The organism is Streptomyces sp. NPDC102278, assembly GCF_044766345.1.
GTDB lineage: Bacteria > Actinomycetota > Actinomycetes > Streptomycetales > Streptomycetaceae > Streptomyces.
Genome location: NZ_JBIWLV010000021.1, coordinates 1 through 19,727 on the forward strand (window position 1 = coordinate 1; position 19,727 = coordinate 19,727).

Genomic DNA, 19,727 nt, shown 5'->3' on the forward strand with positions numbered 1-19,727 from the left:
CGAGTACGTCCAGTACACGGGTGCCCCTCCGCCTTGCCAGGCACGGCACCGGACACCGCGACCCCGACCGACAAGATCCGAAAGAGACGACCTAGCCGCCCAGGAGGGCGCGTATCGGGTGCCAGAGTTCCTGCGCCCGGTCGGGGGCGGAGCGCCACAGGAGGCCGTCGGGGTGGTGCAGGACGGCGGTCACCTCGTCCGGGGTCGGGGCCTGGTCGTTGCCCCGCAGGTAGACGGCCCGCATGCCGAGGTTCCGCAGCCTGGTCAGGGCGCGGGCCCGGTTCGCGGCGTGCACCAGCACGCGGACATTTCCACCCTCACCGGACGGCCTGGGCAGCGTGAGCGCGACCACCACGCTCCCGCCTGGCAATCTGACGAAACCTCCACCGGGCATGATCTTCAGCTCCCCCGTCAATAAGAAACTCAGCCCCCGCATCTAAACGCGATCGGCCGCCGCCCGCTAGAGGGCGACGGCCGATCATGCTTTGACCTGCGGCTTTACCGAACTACTTGACGGCGGGGCCGACCTCGATCGTCATCTGGAGACCATCGTAGGTCTCCTTGGCGATCTTGATCTTGGTGTTGGTGTCAGTGACCTTCACCGAGCCGGTCGGGTTCTCGTCGTAGTAGTACTTGCCCTTGTGGTCGTCGAAGACCATGTTGGCGGCCTTCGGCTTGATGAAGAGCTCCTGGTCCGCCTTGTGCAGCGTGAACGCGTCCGTGGAGTAGGCGCTGAACGTCGCGTCGTACGGCTGGATCTTGTTCCGCAGCAGCGTGCCGTCGGTCCACTTCATGGGCTTGGCGTTGGCGTCGATCGGGAGGATCAGACCCTGGCCCGGGTGCTGACTGGTGTTGTTGTCCTTCTGCGAGGTGTCCCACTGCCAGATGAGCAGGCCGTCCTGGTACGGGTAGTGCTCGACCCACTTGGGACGGGCGGCCGAACCGAAGTTGTACGGGCCGACCTTCAGCGTGGCGTCCGAGGACACGTAGCGACGGTTCTCCGCCAGGTAGTACTGCGCGTACTCCTTGGTGAAGTCGGCGCCGACCCGCGAGAAGCCCTTGCCGGTCCAGCCGTTGTCGCCGTTCTCGGCGCCGTCGGTGAACAGCGTGGCGCCGTCCGCGGTGATGTTGACGGCGTCGGCCGTGAAGCCCTTGCCGCCCGCGCCGCCGTCCGTCTGGTAGCGGAAGCGGACGTCGACCTTCTTGCCCGCGTAGGCGTCCAGCGGGTAGTTCAGGTTCTGCCAGGCGCCCGAGGCACCGGTCAGCGAGGGGTTGCCGCCGGCGTCGACCGGGATGGCCGTGCCGTTGGCGGTGCCGGCGAGGGCGGTCCAGTTGGCGCCGCCGTCCGTGGACACCTCGGTGTACAGGAAGTCGTACTCCGCCTCGATGTCCCACCAGCCCTTGAGGGAGAGGGCCGCGGAGGACTTGCCGGTCAGGTCGACCGAGCGGGTCAGGGTGTTCTTGAGGTCGTCACCCATGTTGCTCCACCACTGCGAGGAACCCTCGGCGGGAGCGACGATCTCGGTCTTGACCTTCTTCTTCGGCAGCTCGACGACCAGCGCCTGCTTGTCCTTGGTGTTGTACGCGGAGACGCCCAGCTTGTGGGTGGACTTCGTCGCGGCCTTCGCCTCGCCGTAGTTCAGCCAGCCCAGCTGGAGCTTGTCCCAGGCCGTCATGTCGCCCGGGAGGTCGCCTATGGACTCCTTGCCCGCGCCGAGCCAGGAGCCCGCGGACATCAGGGACCAGAAGCCGACGCCGTTCTCGCCGCCACCGGAGGTGTCGTAGAGGTCCGGCAGGCCCAGGTCGTGGCCGTACTCGTGCGCGAAGACGCCGAGGCCGCCGTTCTCGGGCTGCATCGTGTAGTCGCCGACCCAGATGCCGGTGCTGCCGATCTGGGTACCGCCGGCCTTGTTGTTCGCCGGACCGGTCTTGCCGGCGTCCGTGCCGTAGGCGTACCAGCGGTGCGCCCACAGGGCGTTGGTGCCCTGCACGCCGCCACCGGCCGACTCGTCCTCGCCCGCGTGGACGATCTGGAAGTGGTCGATGTAGCCGTCGGGCTCGTTGAAGTTGCCGTCGCCGTCGAAGTCGTTGCGGTCCCACTGGTCGTACTGCGCCAGCTGGGCCTTGATCTGCGCGTCGGTCTTGCCGGCCTTCTTCTGTGCCTCGGCCCAGGCGCCCACGCCGTCCTTGACGGTGTCCCAGACGTTGGCGCAGTTGGTCTGACCGCAGTAGTTCGAGCCGTAACGGGCCTCGTTGTACGGGATCTTGACCCAGTCGGCGACCTGACCGTCGACCGAGTAACGGCCCGAGGAGGTCTTCTCGTAGTAGGTCTTCAGCGAGTTCTTGCCGGCACCGGTACCGAAGTACAGGTCCTGGAAGTGCTTCTGGCTGTAGTCCTTCTGCCAGGCCGTGCTGTTGTCCAGCTTGCGGTCGGGCTGGGCGATCTGGTTGTGCAGCGGACCGGGGGTGCCGCCGTACTTGGGCGCGGGCGGCTTGGGGCCACCCGGACCGTCCGGGTCGAACATGGTCGTGCTGTCGACCTGGTCGCCGAACTCGACGAGGATCGTGAAGATCTTGTCGGTCTTCTCGCGGCCGAGCTCGACGTACTTCTTGTCGTCGAGCTTGACGACCTTGGAGGCGCCGCGCTGCTCGACGTTCTTCTTGCCGGACAGCACCTGGTCGAGGGCTGCCTCGCGCGCCTGCGCCTGCTGCTTGCTGAACGGTCCTTCGAGGTCGTGCTTGACCTGCTCCTTGGCGGGAGCGGACGGGTCCTGACGGTCGACCGCGGGGGCGTCCCTGCGGTCGACTGCCTGGGCGGCGGTGAAGAAGGCGCCGGTGGCCGCGGTGGCCCCCATCGTCACGGCGATGGCGACGGTGCGCAGGGCGAACCTTCTGGCGGAGTTGCTGGTCACTTGATGTCGTTCCCCTCCCGCGGCCGCAACGTAGGTCGGAACGTCTCCGAAGGAGCGGGGGGTTCCGCGCGGCGCGCGTCTCAAGTGACGACATTTGACCGGAGAGTCTCAAGAAAAGACAGACCTTGACTTGTTCCTTACAACTGCACTATGCGGTCAGGCAGTTCCGCTATTCGGACGTTCCCCGGCCATAGGGGGGCGAAGGGCACGCTTCGCGCCTCCGGGTCGGCCTTGAGGATGAACGGAGTATGACCCCGTGCGCCCCCCGTGCACCGGTACGGGACCCCGTCCGCGTGAGGCGACGCTTACCGACAGTTCCCCTCGGGCATCCCCACTCGTAGAGTCCCTTGACGCGCGATCGGGTCGAGCCGACTCCCCCTCCCCCCTTGAGGACGGAAATCGCCATGCCGCGTCCGACTGCCGCACAGCTCGCCTACGGGTCCGCCACCGTCGTCGTGTCGACGATCGCCATGCTGCTGCTCTCACAGACGAGCACGGGCATCGGCGTCGCGGTCATCTCCGCGGCCGCCCTCGGCCTCGGCCTGCTCGTCGCCCTCACCGTGCCCAACCCCCGCCGCCGCGGCCGGCACGCCGCCGGCGGGCCCGGGAACGCCCCTGCGGTCACCGCGGACGAGACTGCGGCCGCCCGGGTGCCTGAGCCCCGGGCGGCCGCCGCCGAACACCCCGTGCACCACTGAAACGGTCCGGGCACGGTCGCGCGGGCGGCCGTCCCCGGAGGGACGACCGCCCGCGCGGGCGGTGCTCGTGGGCGGGGCCTCGCGGCCCCGTGCGGCTCAACCCGACCGGACGACCACGGTCTTGGCCACCTTGTCGTGCAGGGCCTGCTTGTACGGCTTGTCGACGAGCATCGAGATGATCAGGGCGATCGGCCAGAGGCAGAAGCAGCAGACCAGCGTCGGGATCCAGAGCACCGCCGCGCGGGCCAGGGACGCGTTCGAGGTGGGCACGGAGCCGTCGTTGAGCATCGCGACGCGCAGGCCCAGCGTCTTCTTGCCGATGGTCTGGCCGTTCTTCTTGGTGAACCACCAGTCGTAGCCGACGTACGCGATGATCGAGATGAGCGTCCAGATCAGACCGCTGCCGCCGTAGGACTTGCTGATGACCTCGGTGACGTCCTCGCCCTTGTCCGTGTCGACCATGTAGCGGCGGTTCCCGAACGGCAGTTGGATCAGGAACAGCGGGACGGTGACGATGAGCAGGTCGATGACGCGGGCGCCGAGCCGCTTGCCGAAGTCGGCCAGCGGGGGCATCCCGGCGAGCGGGTCCGGCATGCCGTACGGGTCGCCTCCTCCGGCACCGCCGCCGTAGGGGGGCGGCGGCGGGGGCGGGTAGCCACCACCGCCGGAGCCGCCGCCGTACGGGGGCTGCGGGGGCGGGCCCCCGCCGGCGCCGGGGCCGCCCGGACCGGAGGGTGGCGGGTACCCGCCACCGGCGGGCGGCGGCGATCCGTACGGTGACCCGCCCGACGGAGGAGTCGGTTCCTGCGGCTTCTTGAGGAACGGGTCGTCCTCGGGCGGCGGGCCCGGCGGCGGCTGGTCGGTACTCATGGCCCGAGTCGAACCCGGGTACGGCGGCCCCGCAACGGGACGGCGTCCGTTCGGGGTACCACGGCCCACCGGCGCCCCACCGGCGCCCCCGGCAAGATCCGAAAGAGACGGCCTAGCGGGCCACGTACGTCTTCGCCGCCTTGTCGTGCCAGGCCTGCCGGCGGGGGCGGTCGCCCAGGCACCGCAGGCCTCCCGGCAGTCCGAGGAGCGCGCACACCAGCCAGCGGCGCAGGGCGGCGCCGACGGTGGGCGGGCGGAGGGTGGCGACGGCCAGGACCCGGACCCCGCACAGCTTCTTGCCCGGGGTGCGGCCCCACCGGGCGGTGGGCAGGGCCTCGTAGAAGACCCCGAAGAGCAGGACGGCGGCCAGGACGAGGGCCAGGTACCCGCAGACGGTCCCGTCGAGCAGCCACACGGTGGTGGCGCGGCCGGTCTCCCGCGCGGCCTCCACCTTGGCCTCGACGTGGGTCGTGACGGCCGGCACGAAGGGCACGGCGGCGCCCGCCGCGACGGCGGCGTACACCAGCGAGTCCAGGACGCGGGCCAGCAGCCGGCGCCCCAACCCGGCGGGGCGTACGGCACGTTGCGCCATCCGCTCGAAGACCGCCCGGTCCGTGCGGCGGGGCGCGGCCGGGGCCTCGGGGGCCGCCGGGGCGGGCGCCGGGGCGGGGACGGGCGCCGGGGTCACGGAGGCTGCCGGGCTCGCCGTGTCCCGGGCGGCCGGGGGTGCGACCCGTGCGGCCCCGTCGGCGCCCCTGACGGGGGCTTCGGGGGCCGCCGGGGGTCTCGGGGTCGCCGAGGACCGCCGGGCCGCCGCGACCGCCGCCTCGGGCAGACGGGGGGCCGCGGCCCCCGCGGTGGCCTCGGGCCAGGACGAGGTGAGCCCCGAGCCGGGTCCCCCGCCGCCGGGCGCGGCGGGCCAGTCGGTCTCGGGGACCGCCGCCCGGACGGCCGCCGGAGCGGGTTCGGGTACGGGGGCCGGCTCGGGTACGGGGGCCGGCTCGGGCGCGGAGGCCTGCGCGGGCACGGGGGCGGGCGCGGGCACGGGCCCGGGCCCGGGGGCCGGCGCGGCGGGGGCCGCCGCGGGCGACCGGGCCGACAGGATGCCGACGCCCTCCCCCGACGCCTGCGCGGGGAACCGTTCGGCGGCGGCCACGGCCGGCGTCCGGGCCGACGACGCCGCCCCGGTCCCGTACTCGGGCGCGCCCTCCTCGCGGTTGCCCCAGGACACCCGGACGTCGCGCGGGCCGCCGAAGCCGGCCTGGTGCGCGGGATCGGCCTGCCACCCGGCCGCGTCGGCCGCCTCGGCCGCCGGTCGGGACCCTCGTTCGGGCACCGGTTCGGGTCGGCGGCGGGGCTCGGGCGGCGCCTCGGTCGCGGAGGTCTGGTCCAGGAACACGGGGCCGGTCTCCTCCGCGGGGGCGGGACGGCTCGTACCGGGCACCCAGGAGGAGCCGTTCCAGTACCGGACGAACCCGGGGATGGACGGATCGGGGTAGTAGCCCTCTCGGGCCGCGTGCTCGCCGTCACCAGGGGAGGCCGTCAATGTCCCCAACTCCGATCGTGGCTTGAGGCTTGTGCAGGGCAGGACCATAGCCAAGAACCCCGGGCCGACAGGTCCGGTAACGGGAGATTCCAAGCCTTTGAGCGAACGTCACTCCAACCGAACGTTTTCGGTCAGACGACGGCTTTCGGCCAATCTGCGGCGCGATGACCGAAGTCGCGTCATGACCGGGCACCCGGCGCCTCTCTGCGGGTGTGGGGTCTCTCCCGCCCCCACACGCCGAAGGCGTCGAACCGCACCGAAGTGAGGCCGTCATGCACCACCCCGTCATCGAGCGCGAGTTGGAACTGAAGCTGGTCCTGTCCCCGGAGCGCAGCATCCCCGTCCCCGCCAGGCTTCTCTACCTGACGGACGACCCGTTCGCCGTGCACGTCGTCTTCCACACCGGCTCCCACACCCCGGTCAACTGGACCTTCGCGCGGGAACTGCTCGTCGAGGGGGTGTTCCGTCCGTGCGGTCACGGGGACGTCCGGATCTGGCCCACGAAGATCGACACCAAGCCCGTGTTGTGCATGGCGTTGAGTTCCCCCGACGGTGACGCGCTGCTGGAGGCGCCGGCGGGCGCGGTCTCCGCGTGGCTGGAGCGGACCCTGCGCGAGGTGCCGCCCGGCAGCGAGGCGGAGCGGCTCGGCCTGGACGCGGCGTTGGCCGAGCTGCTCACCCCCACGCCGGCCGACGACCTGTGGCTGCGCGACCCGTGGCCCTCGGACGAGTCGGCGGACGGGGACCTGTGACGCCCGGGCCGTCCCTCGCGCGCCCGGCCACCGCCACCGCACGGGATCGCGGGAGGGGTCAGAAGAGCTTGCCGGGGTTGAGCAGGCCCAGCGGGTCGAAGGCCTGCTTGACCCCGCGCTGGATCTCCAGCCCCACCGGACCGAGTTCCCGGGCGAGCCACTCCTTCTTCAGGACGCCGACCCCGTGCTCGCCGGTGATCGTCCCGCCCAGTTCCAGACCGAGTGCCATGATCGCGTCGAAGGAGGCGCGGGCCCGCCGGGCCTCGTCCTCGTCGGCGGGGTCGAAGCAGACCACCGGGTGGGTGTTGCCGTCGCCCGCGTGCGCGCAGACCCCGATGAGCAGGTCGTGCGTCCGGGCGATCTCCGCCGTGCCGTCCAGCATCTCGGCGAGCCGCGAGCGGGGCACGCACACGTCGTCGATCATCGTGGCGGGTCGCAGGGTCTCCAGCGCGGTCAACGACATGCGGCGGGCCTGCAGGAGCAGTTCCGACTCCGCCTCGTCCTCGGCGGGCACGACGGCCGTCGCCCCGGCCGCCGTGCACAGCTCCCCCACGGCGGCGAGGTCCTCGGGGGCGTGCGGGGTGTCGAAGGCGGCCAGCAGCAGCGCCTCGGTGGTCTCGGGCAGGCCCATCTTCCCGAGGGCGTTGACGGCGCGGACGGTCGTCCGGTCCATCAGCTCCAGCAGCGAGGGCGTCAGCCCGGCCTCCATGACGGCGCAGACGGCCGCGCACGCGGCGGCGGCCGAGGGGAACTCGGCGGCGAGCGCGAGCTGCCGGGGCGGCGCGGGGCGCAGTGCGAGGACGGCCTGGACCACGACGCCGAGGCTGCCCTCGGAGCCGACGAAGAGCCGGGTGAGGTCGTAGCCGGCGACGCCCTTGGCGGTACGCCTGCCCGTGCGCAGCAGCCGCCCGTCGGCCAGCACCACGTCGAGGCCGAGCACGTACTCGGCGGTGACCCCGTACTTGACGCAGCACAGGCCGCCGGAGGCGGTGCCGATGTTGCCTCCGATGGTGCACTGTTCCCAGCTGGAGGGGTCGGGCGGGTAGTACAGGCCGTGTTCGGCGACGGCGCGCGACAGGACGGCGTTGACGACGCCCGGCTCGACCACGGCGATCCGGTCGACGGTGGAGATCTCCAGGATCCGGTCCATCTTGACCAGGGACAGCACGATGCAGCCGTCGGTGGCGTTGGCGGCCCCCGACAGGCCCGTGCGGGCGCCCTGGGGAACCACGGGGACGCGCAGGGCGGTGGCGGTGCGCAGGACGTGCCGCACCTGTTCCACGGTCCGGGGCAGGACGACGGCGGCCGGGGTGCCGGCGGCGCAGAAGCTCGCCATGTCGGTGGCGTAGGAGGCGGTCACCCGGGGGTCGGTGAGGAGCGCTTCCGGGGGGAGGCCTTCGAGGAGGCGGGTACGGAGTCGGGTGGAGAGGTCTTCGTCCATGAGGCCAGCGTGGCACCCGGGGCCATCGGTGTGAACACGGCCGCGACCCTCTTCGGACACCTCGGCGAGCTCTTCATATTGACGCACAGTGAGCACATGGACCGTATCGACGAGGAAGCGCAGCAGCCCGCGCCGCCCGTGACCTTCACCGGCCGCAAGACGCTCGTGGCGGCCGCGGTCGCCGTGGTCCTGATCGCCGGGGCCCTGCTGATCCGCCCGGCCCGGACCGGTGACGACGCCCGCCCCCCGGGGCCCAGCGAGCGGGCCGCGTCCGCGGTCGGCCTGGGCACCCCGGCCGCGGCGGTGGACCTGACGGCCCTGGTCGCCGACCGGGAGAAGCAGGTCTCCCGGCATCCGGACGACGTGGCCTCGTGGGCCGTCCTCGGGTCCGCGTACCTGGAGCAGGGCCGGCGCACGGCCGACACGGCCTGGTACCCGAGGTCGGAGAAGGCCCTCAAGCGGTCGCTGGAGCTGCGGCCCGCCGAGCAGGGCAACTTCGACGCCATGACGGGCATGGGCGCGCTCGCCAACGCGCGCCGGGACTTCGGGACCGGCAAGAAGTGGGGCGAGTTGGTGCGGGCCCAGGCGCCGCGCCGGTGGACGGCGTACCCGGTGCTCGTGGACGCGTACACGGGCCTGGGCGACTACAAGGCCGCGCAGAAGGCGCTGGAACGGTTGGAGGAGCTCCACTCGGGGCTGGCCTCGAACCTCAGGGCCTCGCAGGTGTACCGGGACCGCGGCTGGCGCGAGGACGCGGTGGTGGCGCTGGAGCAGGCGGGGGGCGCGGCGAAGACCCCGGCGGAGAAGGCGTACGTGCTCTTCCGGCTCGGGGAGCTGTTGTGGGAGCGGGGTGACGCCGCGGAGGCGCTGGGCCAGTACGAGGCGGCGCTGCGGACGGACCCGGCGCGGGCGGAGGCGCTGGGCGGCCGGGCGCGGACGCTGGCGGCGCTGGGGCGGGGCGGTGAGGCGGTGCGGGACTACCGGCTGGCGCTGGGCCGCACGCCGGTGCCGCAGCTGGCGTTGGAGCTGGGCGAGCTGTTGGAGTCGCTGGGGCGGGCGGACGAGGCGAAGGTGCTGTACGACGCGCTGGGCACGATGACGAAGCGGGGCGGTACGCACGGGGTGAACGAGTCGGTGGTGCTGGGCCTGTACGAGGCCGACCACGGCGACCCGTCGGCGGCGGTGCGGCGGCTGTCGCAGGAGTGGTCGCTGAGCAAGAGCATGCAGGTGGCCGACGCGCTGGGGTGGGCCCTGCACCGGGCGGGCGATGACGCGGCGGCGCTGGAGTACGCGAAGAGGGCGACCGAACCGGGTCTGCGCAGTGCGGAGTTCGCCTTCCACCGGGCCATGATCGAACGGGCTCTGGGCGACGAGGCGGCGGCGCGGCGGCACCTGCAGGAGGCGATGCGGACCAATCCGCGGTTCTCGCCGGTGCGCTCGCCCCTGGCGAAGGAGGCGTTGGAGGCGGTGGGCCGGCCGCCGCAGGGCGGGCCGGAGAACCTCGAACCGCGCACCCCCTGGGTGGAGCCGGAACTCCCGAAGCCGAACAAGCCGAAGCCCGCGCCCGCCAAGCCCGCCCCGGCGAAGCCCGCGCCCGCGAAGCCGAAGTCGCAGCCGGCCAAGCCCGGGGGGCCGAAGCCCTCGAAGGCGGCTCCGGAGGCCGAACCGGCGCCGAAGCCGGAGCCGGCGAGGCCCGCCGCCCCGCGGCCGGAACAGGAACCGAAGCCGGAGCAGGACTGACGATCGTCCCCGGCGGGGCCCGAGGGCCCCGCCGGCGACGTCACGGTCCTACAGGTTGCCGCGCTTCTCCTGCTCGCGCTCGATCGCCTCGAAGAGGGCCTTGAAGTTGCCCTTGCCGAAGCCCATCGAGCCGTGCCGCTCGATGATCTCGAAGAAGACGGTCGGCTTGTCCTGGACCGGCTTGGTGAAGATCTGGAGCAGGTAGCCGTCCTCGTCGCGGTCGACCAGGATCTTCAGCTCGCGCAGGGTCTCGACGGGCACCCGGGTCTCGCCGGCCCAGTCGCCGAGGGTGTCGTAGTACGAGTCCGGGGTGTCGAGGAAGGCGACGCCCGCGGCGCGCATGGTGCGGACGGTCGCCACGATGTCGTTCGAGGCGAGCGCGATGTGCTGGACGCCGGCGCCGCCGTAGAACTCCAGGTACTCGTCGATCTGCGACTTCTTCTTCGCGATCGCGGGCTCGTTGATCGGGAACTTCACCTTGAGGGTGCCGTCCGCGACCACCTTCGACATCAGGGCCGAGTACTCGGTCGCGATGTCGTCGCCCACGAACTCCTTCATGTTCGTGAAGCCCATGACCTTGTTGTAGAACGCCACCCACTCGTTCATCCGGCCGAGCTCGACGTTGCCCACGCAGTGGTCGACGGCCTGGAAGGTCCGCTTGGCCGGCGGCGCGACGAGCGGTTCGACGGCCACGTAGCCCGGCAGGTAGGGGCCGCTGTAGTCCTTGCGCTCCACCAGGGTGTGGCGGGTCTGGCCGTAGGTGGCGATCGCGGCGAGGACGACGGTGCCGTGCTCGTCCTTGACCTCGTACGGCTCGTCGAGGCCGCGGGCGCCGTGCTCGACGGCGTAGGCGTACGCGGCGCGCGCGTCCGGGACCTCGATCGCGAGGTCGATCACGCCGTCGCCGTGGTCGGCGACGTGCTCGGCGAGGAAGCGGCCGTGGTCGGTGCTCGCCTTGATGACCGAGGTCAGCACGAAGCGCGCGCCGCCGTTGGTGAGCACGTAGGAGGCCGTCTCGCGGGTGCCGTTCTCCGGTCCGGAGTACGCCACGAGCTTCATGCCGAACGCGGTCGAGTAGTAGTGCGCGGCCTGCTTGGCGTTGCCCACGGCGAAGACGATCGCGTCCATGCCCTTCACCGGGAAGGGGTCGGCCTCACGCGCGGTGTGCGGGGTGGTTTCGGTTTCGAGGTTCGCCAGAGACTCAGTCATGAGCGCAGAGTCCCGCCGATCCACAAGCTGCGCAACAGTTTCGATTTTCTATGTACAGAATGCCCGATCCGGCCGCAGGATGGCTGAGAGATCTGTGCAGTATGACCACCCGCCGGCCGATCTGGGGGCACCATGGGAATCGACGAACTCGACGGGCGTCTCATCGTCCTGCTCGCCCGCGAGCCCCGGATCGGGGTCCTGGAGGCCTCGCGCCGGCTGGGGGTCGCGCGCGGCACGGCGCAGGCGCGGCTCGACCGGCTTCAGTCGAATGGAGTCATCCGCGGTTTCGGTCCACAGGTCGATCCGACGGCCCTCGGGTACCCGGTCACCGCCTTCGCCACGCTGGAGATCAAGCAGGGCCAAGGGGCCGACGTACGGGCCCACTTGACCGGGGTGCCCGAGGTGCTGGAACTGCACACCACCACCGGTCACGGGGACATGCTGTGCCGGCTCGTGGCCCGCTCCAACGCGGACCTTCAACGGGTGATCGACCGGGTCGTCGCGTTCGATGGGATCGTGCGGGCCTCCACGGCGATCGTCATGGAGAACCCCGTGCCCTTGCGGATCATCCCGCTGGTCGAGCAGGCGGCCGACGACGACTGATCCCCGGACAGACGGGCGAGGTGAGGCGACGTGAGCTTCTGGAGCTACCTGTCCAGCCGACGACAGCAACTCCTCGTCGACGCCTTCCAGCAGGTCAGCCTCGTCTTCCAGTGCATGGTGATCGCGACGGCCCTCGGCATCGCGATCGGCGTGCTCACCTACCGCAGCGGCTGGGGCGCCGGCCTCGCCATCACCTCCACCGCCACCATCCTGACGGTCCCCTCGCTGGCCATGATCGGTCTGCTGATCCCGATCGTGGGCCTCGGCGTCGCACCCGCGGTGATCTCCCTGACCCTGTACGGGCTGCTGCCCATCGTCCGGAACTCGATCGTCGGCCTGCGCGGGGTCGACCCGACGCTGGTCGACGCGGCCACGGGCATCGGGATGTCCCGGTCCGCCCGGCTGCTGCGGGTGGAGCTGCCGCTGGCCTGGCCGCCGATCCTGACCGGCATCCGGGTGTCCACCCAGATGCTGATGGGCATCGCCGCGATCGCCGCGTACGCCTCGGGCCCCGGTCTCGGCAACGAGATCTTCCGCGGGATCGCCTCGCTCGGCAGCGCCAACGCCCTCAACCAGGTCCTGGCCGGGACGATCGGCATCGTCATCCTGGCCCTCCTCTTCGACGCCGCGTACGTCCTGCTCGGCCGTCTCACCATCCCGAGGGGAATCCGTGTCTGAGCCGACGTCCGAGCCGACCCCGAGCCCGAAGGCAGCGACCTCCGGCGCGACCATCCGGCTGGAGAACCTCACCAAGCGCTACCACGGCAATCCCAACCCGGCCGTGGACGACGTGTCGATGGACATCAAGGCGGGCGAGACGGTCGTCTTCGTCGGCCCCTCGGGCTGCGGGAAGTCCACCACGCTCAAGATGATCAACCGGTTGATCGAGCCCTCCTCCGGCCGGATCCGGATCGGCGACGAGGACGTCACCGACATGGACCCGGTCAAGCTGCGCCGCAAGATCGGGTACGCGATCCAGTCCTCCGGGCTCTTCCCGCACATGACGGTCGCGGACAACATCGCCCTGGTGCCGAAGATGACCGGCTGGTCCAAGTCGCGGGTCAAGGACCGGGTCGAGGAGATGCTCGACCTGGTGGGCCTGGACCCCCGCGAGTTCCACGGCCGTTACCCCCGCCAGCTCTCCGGCGGCCAGCAGCAGCGGGTGGGCGTGGCCCGGGCGCTGGCCGCGGACCCGCCGGTGCTGCTCATGGACGAGCCCTTCGGCGCCGTCGACCCGATCACCCGCGACCACCTCCAGGACGAGCTGATCCGGCTCCAGCACGAGCTGCACAAGACGATCGTGTTCGTCACCCACGACTTCGACGAGGCCATCAAGCTCGGGGACCGGATCGCGGTCCTGCGCGAGCGGTCGCACATCGCCCAGTTCGACACCCCGGAAGCCATCCTCACCAACCCCACCGACGACTTCGTCTCCGGGTTCGTCGGCGCGGGCGCCGCCCTCAAGCGGCTCAACCTCACCCGCGTGCGCGACGTGGGCATCGCCGACTTCCCGACGGTGTCGGTCGACGACCCGCTCCAGTTGATCTTCAGCACGCTGCGCGGCGGCCGGCACAACGAACTGCTGATGCTCGACCGGGGCGGTCGCCCGTACAAGTGGCTGCGCCGCGGCGACCTGATGCGCGCCAAGGGATCGCTGGCCCGGGCCGGGCAGTTGGTGCACGACACCGTGACCCGGGACGCGACCCTGCACGACGCCCTGGAGGCTGTCCTCACGGACAGCGGGGGGCGGGTCGCCGTGACCGGGCGGCGCGGCGAGTACATCGGTGTCGTGGACATGGAGACACTCATGAACTCGGTGCACGAGATGCTGGAGGCCGACCGGCTCACCGCCGCGGAGCACGCGCACGACCTGGAGGAACTGCGCCACCACCGGACGGAACAGGAGCTGGAGGGCGGTGCGGGCACCTCATGACCACCGCCTCCCCGCAGCGCCCCCCGGGCGAACGTCCCCCCGGCGAGCACGAGGTCAAGGGCCTCCCGTTCCGCGACGAACTCGCGGAGGACCTCGACCGGCCCCCCACTCCCCCGCCTCCCGGTCCGTTCCGCCGGATCGGTTGGCGCAGGCTGGTGGTACCGCCCGTCGTCCTGGCCCTGGTGGTGCTGGCCCTGTACCTGTGGATCACCAACATCCCGCTCGACGTCATCGAACGGAACTCGCTGGGCGGCGGCAACGTCCGGCTCCGGCTGTGGCAGCACATCCAGCTCACGGCCATCTCCACCTTCTGGGTGCTGATCATCGCGATCCCCCTCGGCATCGCCCTCACCCGCGGCGCACTGCGCCGCGCCTCGCCGTTCGTGACCGGTCTCGCCAACATCGGCCAGGCCACCCCGGCCATCGGCCTGCTGGCCCTGCTGGTGATCTGGCTGGGCATCGGGCCGTCGACCGCGATCATCGGGATGGTCGCGTACGCCGTCCTGCCGGTGCTCTCGAACACCGTGGCCGGGCTCCGGGCCATCGACCCCCTGCTGGTGGAGGCGGCGCACGGGATCGGCATGTCCTCGACGGGCACCCTGCGGAAGGTGGAGTTGCCGCTGGCCGTCCCGCTGATCCTGGCCGGCGTGCGGACCGCGCTCGTCCTCAACGTCGGCACCGCGACCCTGGCCACCTTCGGCGGCGGCGGGGGCCTGGGCGACCTGATCACCTCCGGGATCCAGACGCAGCGGATGCCGGTGCTGATCGTGGGGTCCGTGCTGACGGTGGTCCTGGCCCTGTTCGTGGACTGGCTGGCCTCCCTCGCGGAGACGGTCCTGACGCCGCACGGCCTGGAGGCGTAGATGCGCACCTTCCGCGTACGGACCGCGACGGTCGCGGTCGCCACCCTGCTGGCGCTCGCCGGCTGCGGGCTCAAGAGCGGTTCCCCGATGGTGGACGACGTCCGTCCCGGGTCGGTCGGGCGGGGCGAGCCCCTGACGGGCGCCTCCCTGACGGTGACCTCGAAGAACTTCAGCGAGAACATCATCCTCGGCCAGATCCTCGGCCTCGTCTTCAAGGCGGCGGGCGCGGAGGTGCTGGACCGCACCAACCTGCCCGGCTCGATCAGCGCGCGCGAGGCCGTCCGCAAGGGCGACGCGGACGCCATGTACGAGTACACGGGCACGGCCTGGATCACGTACCTGGGGAACACCGAGCCCATCGACGATCCGCGGGGGCAGTGGGACGCGGTGCGCAAGGCGGACCTGCGCAACGGGGTGGTGTGGCTGCCGCCGGCCACGCTCAACAACACCTACACGCTGGCCATCAGCAAGAAGAACAACGCGAAGTACAAGCTGAGGACGATGTCGGACGTGGCGGCGCTGGCCCGCAAGGACCCGTCGGCGGTGACCTTGTGCGTGGAGAACGAGTTCGCCTCGCGGGAGGACGGGCTGCCCGGCATGGAGAAGGCGTACGGGATGCGGATCCCCACCGGCAACATCCGGAAGATGGACGCCGGGATCATCTACACCCAGGTCTCCGCGTCCGACTCCTGCCTGTTGGGCGAGGCGTTCACCACGGACGGCCGGATCAAGGCCATGGACCTGGACATCATGGAGGACGACAAGCGGTTCTTCCCCAACTACAACGCGGCGCCCGCCATCAACGCCAAGACGTTCGCAGAGCACCCCGTGATTGCGAAGCTGCTGGCGCCGGTGACGCAGCGGCTGACGACCGAGGTGGCGCGGGAGCTGAACGCCAAGGTGGACGTGGAGGGCCAGGACCCGCACGCGGTGGCGAAGGACTGGCTGCTGAAGGAAGGGTTCATCGAGGAGGGTTAGCCGCAGGGAGTTCCAAAGAGAACGTTGCAAAGAAACCCTTGCATAGGAATCTTTGCAACTCTATCGTGGAGCCATGCCCGAGAAGAACGCCCAGAACCCGCAGCCGATCGAGCCCGTCGAGCCCGTCGAGCCGCAGGTCCGCATGCTCGACGCGCACTCCCTGCGCGGCCTCGCCCACCCGCTGCGCATCCGCCTGTTGGGCGCCCTGCGCCTGCACGGCCCGGCCACGGCCTCCCGACTCGCCGAGCGCCTGGGCGAGTCCAGCGGAGCCACCAGCTACCACCTGCGCCAACTGGCCGCGCACGGGTTCGTCGAGGACGCGCCCGAGCACGGCAAGGGCCGCGAGCGCTGGTGGCGGGCCTCCCACGACGGCACGGGCTTCGACGAGTCGCTGATCCACGCCGCCGATCCGCAGACGCGGGTCGCCGCGGACGTCTTCCTGTCCGAGATCACGAAGATGCACGCGCAGGAACTCGCCACCTGGATGAGCGAGGCGTCGAGTTGGCCCCAGGACTGGCGCGCGGCCTCGGACATCAGCGACTTCACGCTCCGGCTGACGGCCGGACAGTCCCTCGAACTCATCCACAAACTGCACGACCTGATCAACAGCTACCGCGATCTGCCGCCGTCGGAGGGCACGGAGACGGTCCGTTTCCACACGCACGCCTTCCCGCGCCACACCGAGTAGCCGCCACACCGAGCAGCCCCCACCGCCTCGCCGACGCGGGCACCCGACAGAAGGAGTCCTGCCATGCACGCCTTCGCCCACACCGACCTGCACACCGCGCTCCACGCCGGCCGTACCGCCGAACTGGCCGCCGAGGCCGCCGCCTGGCACCTCGCCCGGAGCGCCGCCCCGGTCGCGCCCGGGACCTTGCCGGCCGTGCTCCCCGCGCTGCGCAACCGGCTCGGGGAAGCCCTGGTCGCCGCCGGCATCCGGCTCATGCGGCCCGCGCACGTCCACTCCCGCGTGGTGCGCGGCGGCGCCTCGTGAGCCGTCGCCCCTTCGCGGCCGTACTGGCCGCCAACGCGATCTCCACAGCCGGGAGTTCGCTCACCCTCATCGGCGTCCCGTGGTTCGTCCTGCAGAGCACGGGCAGCGCCGGCCGGGCCGGGATCGTCGCCTTCTGCGCCACCCTGCCCGTCATCGTCGCCGCGCTCGTCGGCGGCCCGGTCATCGACCGGATCGGGCGCCGCCGGGTCTCGGCCGTCTCCGACCTGATCTGCGCGCTGTCGGTCGGCGCCGTCCCGCTGCTGCACCACGCGGGGTTGCTGGAGTTCTGGACGCTGTGCGCCCTGATGGCGATCGGCGGCCTCGTCCACACTCCCGGGCTGACCGCGCGCTACGTCCTGATCCCCCACCTCGCCGAGCACGCCGGAACCACCGTCGCCAAGGCGGCCGGCCTGTACGACGCGGTCTCGCGCGGGGCCCGGATGGTCGGCGCCGCGGTGGCCGGCGTACTGATCGCCGGCTTCGGGGCCGAGACCGTACTGTTCCTGGACGCGGCCAGCTTCGCCCTCTCGGCGCTGCTCGTGGCCGCCTTCCTGCGCGGGATACCGGCCGCCGAGCCGCAACGCACCTCGGAGAAGGCCTCGTTCGCGGGGTACCGGGCCGAACTGGCCGAGGGATGGGCCTTCCTGGTCCGTTCGCGGCTGCTGACGGGCATCACCTTGATGGTGATGGTGACCAACGGCCTGGACCAGGGCTGGTCCTCGGTCCTGCTGCCCGTGCACGGCCGCGAGGCGCTCGGCGGGGCCACCGCCCTCGGCCTGATGGTCTCCCTGTTCGGCGGGTTCGCGCTGCTGGGCGCCCTGCTCTACGGGGCGTGGGGCGGGCGGTACCGGCCCCGGACGGTCTTCGCGGCGGCCTTCCTGCTGTGCGGGGCGCCCCGGTTCGTCGTGGCCGCGTTCACCGACACCCCGCTGCCGCTCGCGGTGACGATGGCGCTGTCCGGGCTGGGCGCGGGCGTGCTGAACCCGATCCTGACCACCGTGATGATGGAGAAGGTCCCGGACGCGCTGCGCAGCCGGGTGTCCGGGGTGACCACGGCGGGCTGCGAGCTGACGATGCCGCTGGGCGGCCTCGCGGCGGGCCTGCTGGTCGACGGGTTCGGCGCCGGACCGGCGCTCCTGGCCTTCGGCGGGGTCTATCTGCTGGCCACGCTCAGCCCGTTGGTGTTCCCGACCTGGGACGGCCTGAACGACCGACCGGGCCGGGTCGAGAGGACCGACCGGGACGACCGGGCCGTGCCCGCGCGGCAGGCCGTCAGCAGGACGGAACCGGCTGCCCCTTGTCCAGTGCCCGAAGGGCGCTCACCGCATCCGTCAGGGAAGTGACCGGGATCAGCCGAAGCCCCTCGGGAAGTTCGGACAGGGCGTCGGAGCACTCCGCCTTCGGTACGAGGAACACGCTCGCCCCGTCCCGCTTGGCGGCCTGCGTCTTCAACGCCACCCCGCCCACCGCGCCCACCTCGCCGCTCGGGCTGATGGTGCCCGTCCCGGCGATGTTCCGGCCGCCGGTGAGGTCGCCGCCGCTCCCGTCGCCGTCGAGCTTGTCGACGATGCCGAGGGAGAAGAGGAGACCGGCACTCGGACCGCCGACGTCGGCGAGGTTCAGCGTGACCTTGACGTCGTTGGGGTCCTTGTGGAGATAGCCGAGCGCGGCGGCGGAGGCCGTCGACTGCGACTTGGTCATTTCCTCCAGATTGTGCTCTTCGATCTCCCTGTCGTTCCCGCCCGAGGGATACACCGCGTCCTTGGGCATGACCGCCCGCGTGGTGTCGAACCAGTGGTCGACGAGTTCGGGCAGGCGCACCGTCGTGGAGGGACCGGTGGCCTGGATGGTGGTCATCCGGAGCTGCCCCTTGGTGTCCCTGGTGGGCGCGCCCGTGACGGCGATGACGGGCTTGCCGTCGCGCGAGCCCAGCACGTCGGCCGTGAGCCCGGGCTGGGCGATCACGAAGGGCAACGGCGCGAACGCCGCCACGGCCAACAATCCGACCAGGGGCAGGGCGCAGAGCGCCAGGGCGGCGGGACGCGGCAGACGTGTGAGGCGTGAGAGCACCCGGCCAATCTATCGGGCCGGGTCGGTCCCTCCCGCGTGACCCGGCACGCCGTCCGCGCGCGGGGCGCGCGCAAGACCCCGTACGAGGCTTCGTACGGGGCCGCGGGCGTCGCCCGGATCAGCGCAGGGCGGCGCGCTCGGATCGGCGCAGGGCTTCGCTCGTTCAGCGCAGGGCGTCGCTCGGCTCAGCGCAGGGCGTCGGCGACCTCGCGGGCGGCGTCCACCACGCGCGGGCCGACCCGCTCGGGCACGGCGTCGGCCAGCATGACGACGCCGACGCTGCCTTCCAGGCCGGTGATGCCGACCAGGGGGGCCGCCGCGCCGCTGGCGCCCGCTTCGAGTTCGCCGTGGGTCAGCGTGTACCCGGGCTCGATGAGCGTGCCCTGACGGGCGGCCAGGATGGCCCGCCCGGCCGCCCCGCGGTCCAGCGGGTGGCGGAAGCCGGCCCGGTAGGCCACGTGGTAGTCGGTCCAGGTCGGTTCGACGACGGCGACGGCGAGCGCCTCGCTGCCGTCCACGAGGGTCAGGTGCGCGGTGGCCCCTATGTCCTCGGCGAGGGACCGCAGCGCGGGCAGGGCGGCCTCGCGCACGAGCGGGTGGACCTGACGGCCGAGCCGCAGCACTCCGAGCCCGACACGTGCCCGGCCGCCGAGGTCGCGGCGGACCAGGGCGTGCTGTTCGAGCGTGGCCAGCAGGCGGTAGACCACGGTGCGGTTCACACCGAGGCGGTTGGACAGCTCGGTGACGGTCAGACCGTGGTCGGTGTCGGCGAGCAGCTTGAGGACCCGGAGCCCTCGGTCGAGAGTCTGGGAGGTTTCCGCAGTCACGACGCCTCTCCCTCTTTAGGTGGGCGGCGGTGACTCTCACGGGGTGGAGCGCTGCCGGTCCCTCGGCGACGCACGGAGAGGCCGCCGGTAGCGGCCATGGCACCGGCTGCGCTCCCGCGGCGGCGCTGCCACGGGGCGTTCGATGCGGGGACAGTATCCAGCAGGTTCGCTGAGCGGAAGGGCTCGTCCAGAATCCGGGCGCCTACTGCCCGCTTGTACCCATTTGTTCGAGCCGTTGTGTCATTTCGTAATCTTCCCCGGCAACTTCTCGCGCGTCTTCCCCGTCGCGCA

At 71.7% G+C, this 19,727-nt stretch carries 19 protein-coding genes; 11 read left to right on the top strand and 8 right to left on the bottom strand.

Annotated features, from left to right (window positions below; translation table 11 throughout):
• Positions 1-91: 91 nt before the first annotated feature.
• Complete coding sequence (locus tag ACIRO3_RS32365) at positions 92-394, bottom strand: hypothetical protein (RefSeq protein ID WP_404142786.1); 303 nt, start codon at positions 392-394, stop codon at positions 92-94.
• A 112-nt stretch (positions 395-506) separates the two neighbouring features.
• Positions 507-2,855, bottom strand: coding sequence for an immune inhibitor A domain-containing protein (locus ACIRO3_RS32370; RefSeq protein WP_404142907.1), 2,349 nt, complete (start codon positions 2,853-2,855; stop codon positions 507-509).
• A 461-nt stretch (positions 2,856-3,316) separates the two neighbouring features.
• Here ACIRO3_RS32370 and ACIRO3_RS32375 point away from each other — a divergent pair, with 461 nt between their 5' ends.
• Entirely contained in the window at positions 3,317-3,610 is a 294-nt protein-coding gene (locus tag ACIRO3_RS32375; RefSeq protein ID WP_361771692.1) for a hypothetical protein, read from the top strand.
• 96 nt (positions 3,611-3,706) lie between these two features.
• Here ACIRO3_RS32375 and ACIRO3_RS32380 read toward each other — a convergent pair whose 3' ends face one another.
• Entirely contained in the window at positions 3,707-4,480 is a 774-nt protein-coding gene (locus ACIRO3_RS32380) for an RDD family protein (RefSeq protein WP_404142788.1), read from the bottom strand.
• A gap of 112 nt (positions 4,481-4,592) precedes the next feature.
• Positions 4,593-6,026, bottom strand: a complete 1,434-nt coding sequence (locus ACIRO3_RS32385; RefSeq protein WP_404142790.1) for an RDD family protein — start codon at positions 6,024-6,026, stop codon at positions 4,593-4,595.
• A gap of 272 nt (positions 6,027-6,298) precedes the next feature.
• Here ACIRO3_RS32385 and ACIRO3_RS32390 point away from each other — a divergent pair, with 272 nt between their 5' ends.
• Entirely contained in the window at positions 6,299-6,778 is a 480-nt protein-coding gene (locus tag ACIRO3_RS32390) for an SsgA family sporulation/cell division regulator (RefSeq protein WP_404142792.1), read from the top strand.
• A gap of 58 nt (positions 6,779-6,836) precedes the next feature.
• Here ACIRO3_RS32390 and ACIRO3_RS32395 read toward each other — a convergent pair whose 3' ends face one another.
• Positions 6,837-8,219 carry an FAD-binding oxidoreductase gene (locus ACIRO3_RS32395; protein WP_404142795.1) on the bottom strand — a complete coding sequence of 461 codons (1,383 nt, stop codon included), beginning with the start codon at positions 8,217-8,219 and terminating at the stop codon, positions 6,837-6,839.
• A 96-nt stretch (positions 8,220-8,315) separates the two neighbouring features.
• On the opposite strand from ACIRO3_RS32395, the gene ACIRO3_RS32400 reads away from it, so the two are divergent.
• Positions 8,316-9,959, top strand: coding sequence for a tetratricopeptide repeat protein (locus tag ACIRO3_RS32400; protein ID WP_404142798.1), 1,644 nt, complete (start codon positions 8,316-8,318; stop codon positions 9,957-9,959).
• Between the two features lie 48 nt (positions 9,960-10,007).
• Here ACIRO3_RS32400 and hppD read toward each other — a convergent pair whose 3' ends face one another.
• Positions 10,008-11,168, bottom strand: a complete 1,161-nt coding sequence (hppD, locus tag ACIRO3_RS32405) for a 4-hydroxyphenylpyruvate dioxygenase (protein WP_361771698.1) — start codon at positions 11,166-11,168, stop codon at positions 10,008-10,010.
• A gap of 132 nt (positions 11,169-11,300) precedes the next feature.
• On the opposite strand from hppD, the gene ACIRO3_RS32410 reads away from it, so the two are divergent.
• From ACIRO3_RS32410 to ACIRO3_RS32445, 8 genes are all read left to right on the top strand, one after another.
• On the top strand, positions 11,301-11,771 hold the full coding sequence (locus ACIRO3_RS32410; RefSeq protein WP_267803306.1) for an Lrp/AsnC family transcriptional regulator: 471 nt from the start codon (positions 11,301-11,303) through the stop codon (positions 11,769-11,771).
• A gap of 30 nt (positions 11,772-11,801) precedes the next feature.
• Positions 11,802-12,449: an ABC transporter permease gene (locus ACIRO3_RS32415; protein WP_404142802.1), complete on the top strand. Its 648-nt coding sequence runs from the start codon at positions 11,802-11,804 to the stop codon at positions 12,447-12,449.
• Positions 12,442-13,704, top strand: a complete 1,263-nt coding sequence (locus tag ACIRO3_RS32420; RefSeq protein ID WP_361771700.1) for a betaine/proline/choline family ABC transporter ATP-binding protein — start codon at positions 12,442-12,444, stop codon at positions 13,702-13,704. Before ACIRO3_RS32415 ends, ACIRO3_RS32420 begins: the two co-directional genes overlap by 8 nt.
• Positions 13,701-14,567, top strand: a complete 867-nt coding sequence (locus ACIRO3_RS32425; RefSeq protein ID WP_404142806.1) for an ABC transporter permease — start codon at positions 13,701-13,703, stop codon at positions 14,565-14,567. The genes ACIRO3_RS32420 and ACIRO3_RS32425 overlap by 4 nt, the downstream gene beginning before the upstream one ends.
• Positions 14,568-15,545, top strand: a complete 978-nt coding sequence (locus tag ACIRO3_RS32430; RefSeq protein ID WP_404142808.1) for a glycine betaine ABC transporter substrate-binding protein — start codon at positions 14,568-14,570, stop codon at positions 15,543-15,545. It begins immediately after the preceding gene.
• Positions 15,546-15,618: 73 nt separating this feature from the next.
• Positions 15,619-16,233 (top strand): ArsR/SmtB family transcription factor, encoded by a 615-nt coding sequence (locus ACIRO3_RS32435; RefSeq protein WP_404142811.1) that lies wholly within the window; start codon positions 15,619-15,621, stop codon positions 16,231-16,233.
• A 63-nt stretch (positions 16,234-16,296) separates the two neighbouring features.
• Positions 16,297-16,539, top strand: a complete 243-nt coding sequence (locus tag ACIRO3_RS32440; protein ID WP_404142813.1) for a hypothetical protein — start codon at positions 16,297-16,299, stop codon at positions 16,537-16,539.
• Positions 16,536-17,882: an MFS transporter gene (locus ACIRO3_RS32445; protein WP_404142815.1), complete on the top strand. Its 1,347-nt coding sequence runs from the start codon at positions 16,536-16,538 to the stop codon at positions 17,880-17,882. The genes ACIRO3_RS32440 and ACIRO3_RS32445 overlap by 4 nt, the downstream gene beginning before the upstream one ends.
• Here the strand turns inward: ACIRO3_RS32445 and ACIRO3_RS32450 are convergent.
• Both ACIRO3_RS32450 and ACIRO3_RS32455 read right to left on the bottom strand, forming a co-directional pair.
• On the bottom strand, positions 17,812-18,609 hold the full coding sequence (locus tag ACIRO3_RS32450; protein ID WP_366149724.1) for a S16 family serine protease: 798 nt from the start codon (positions 18,607-18,609) through the stop codon (positions 17,812-17,814). The two genes, ACIRO3_RS32445 and ACIRO3_RS32450, sit on opposite strands and share 71 nt — an antisense overlap.
• A gap of 185 nt (positions 18,610-18,794) precedes the next feature.
• Complete coding sequence (locus ACIRO3_RS32455) at positions 18,795-19,436, bottom strand: IclR family transcriptional regulator (protein WP_053684560.1); 642 nt, start codon at positions 19,434-19,436, stop codon at positions 18,795-18,797.
• Positions 19,437-19,727: the final 291 nt, after the last annotated feature.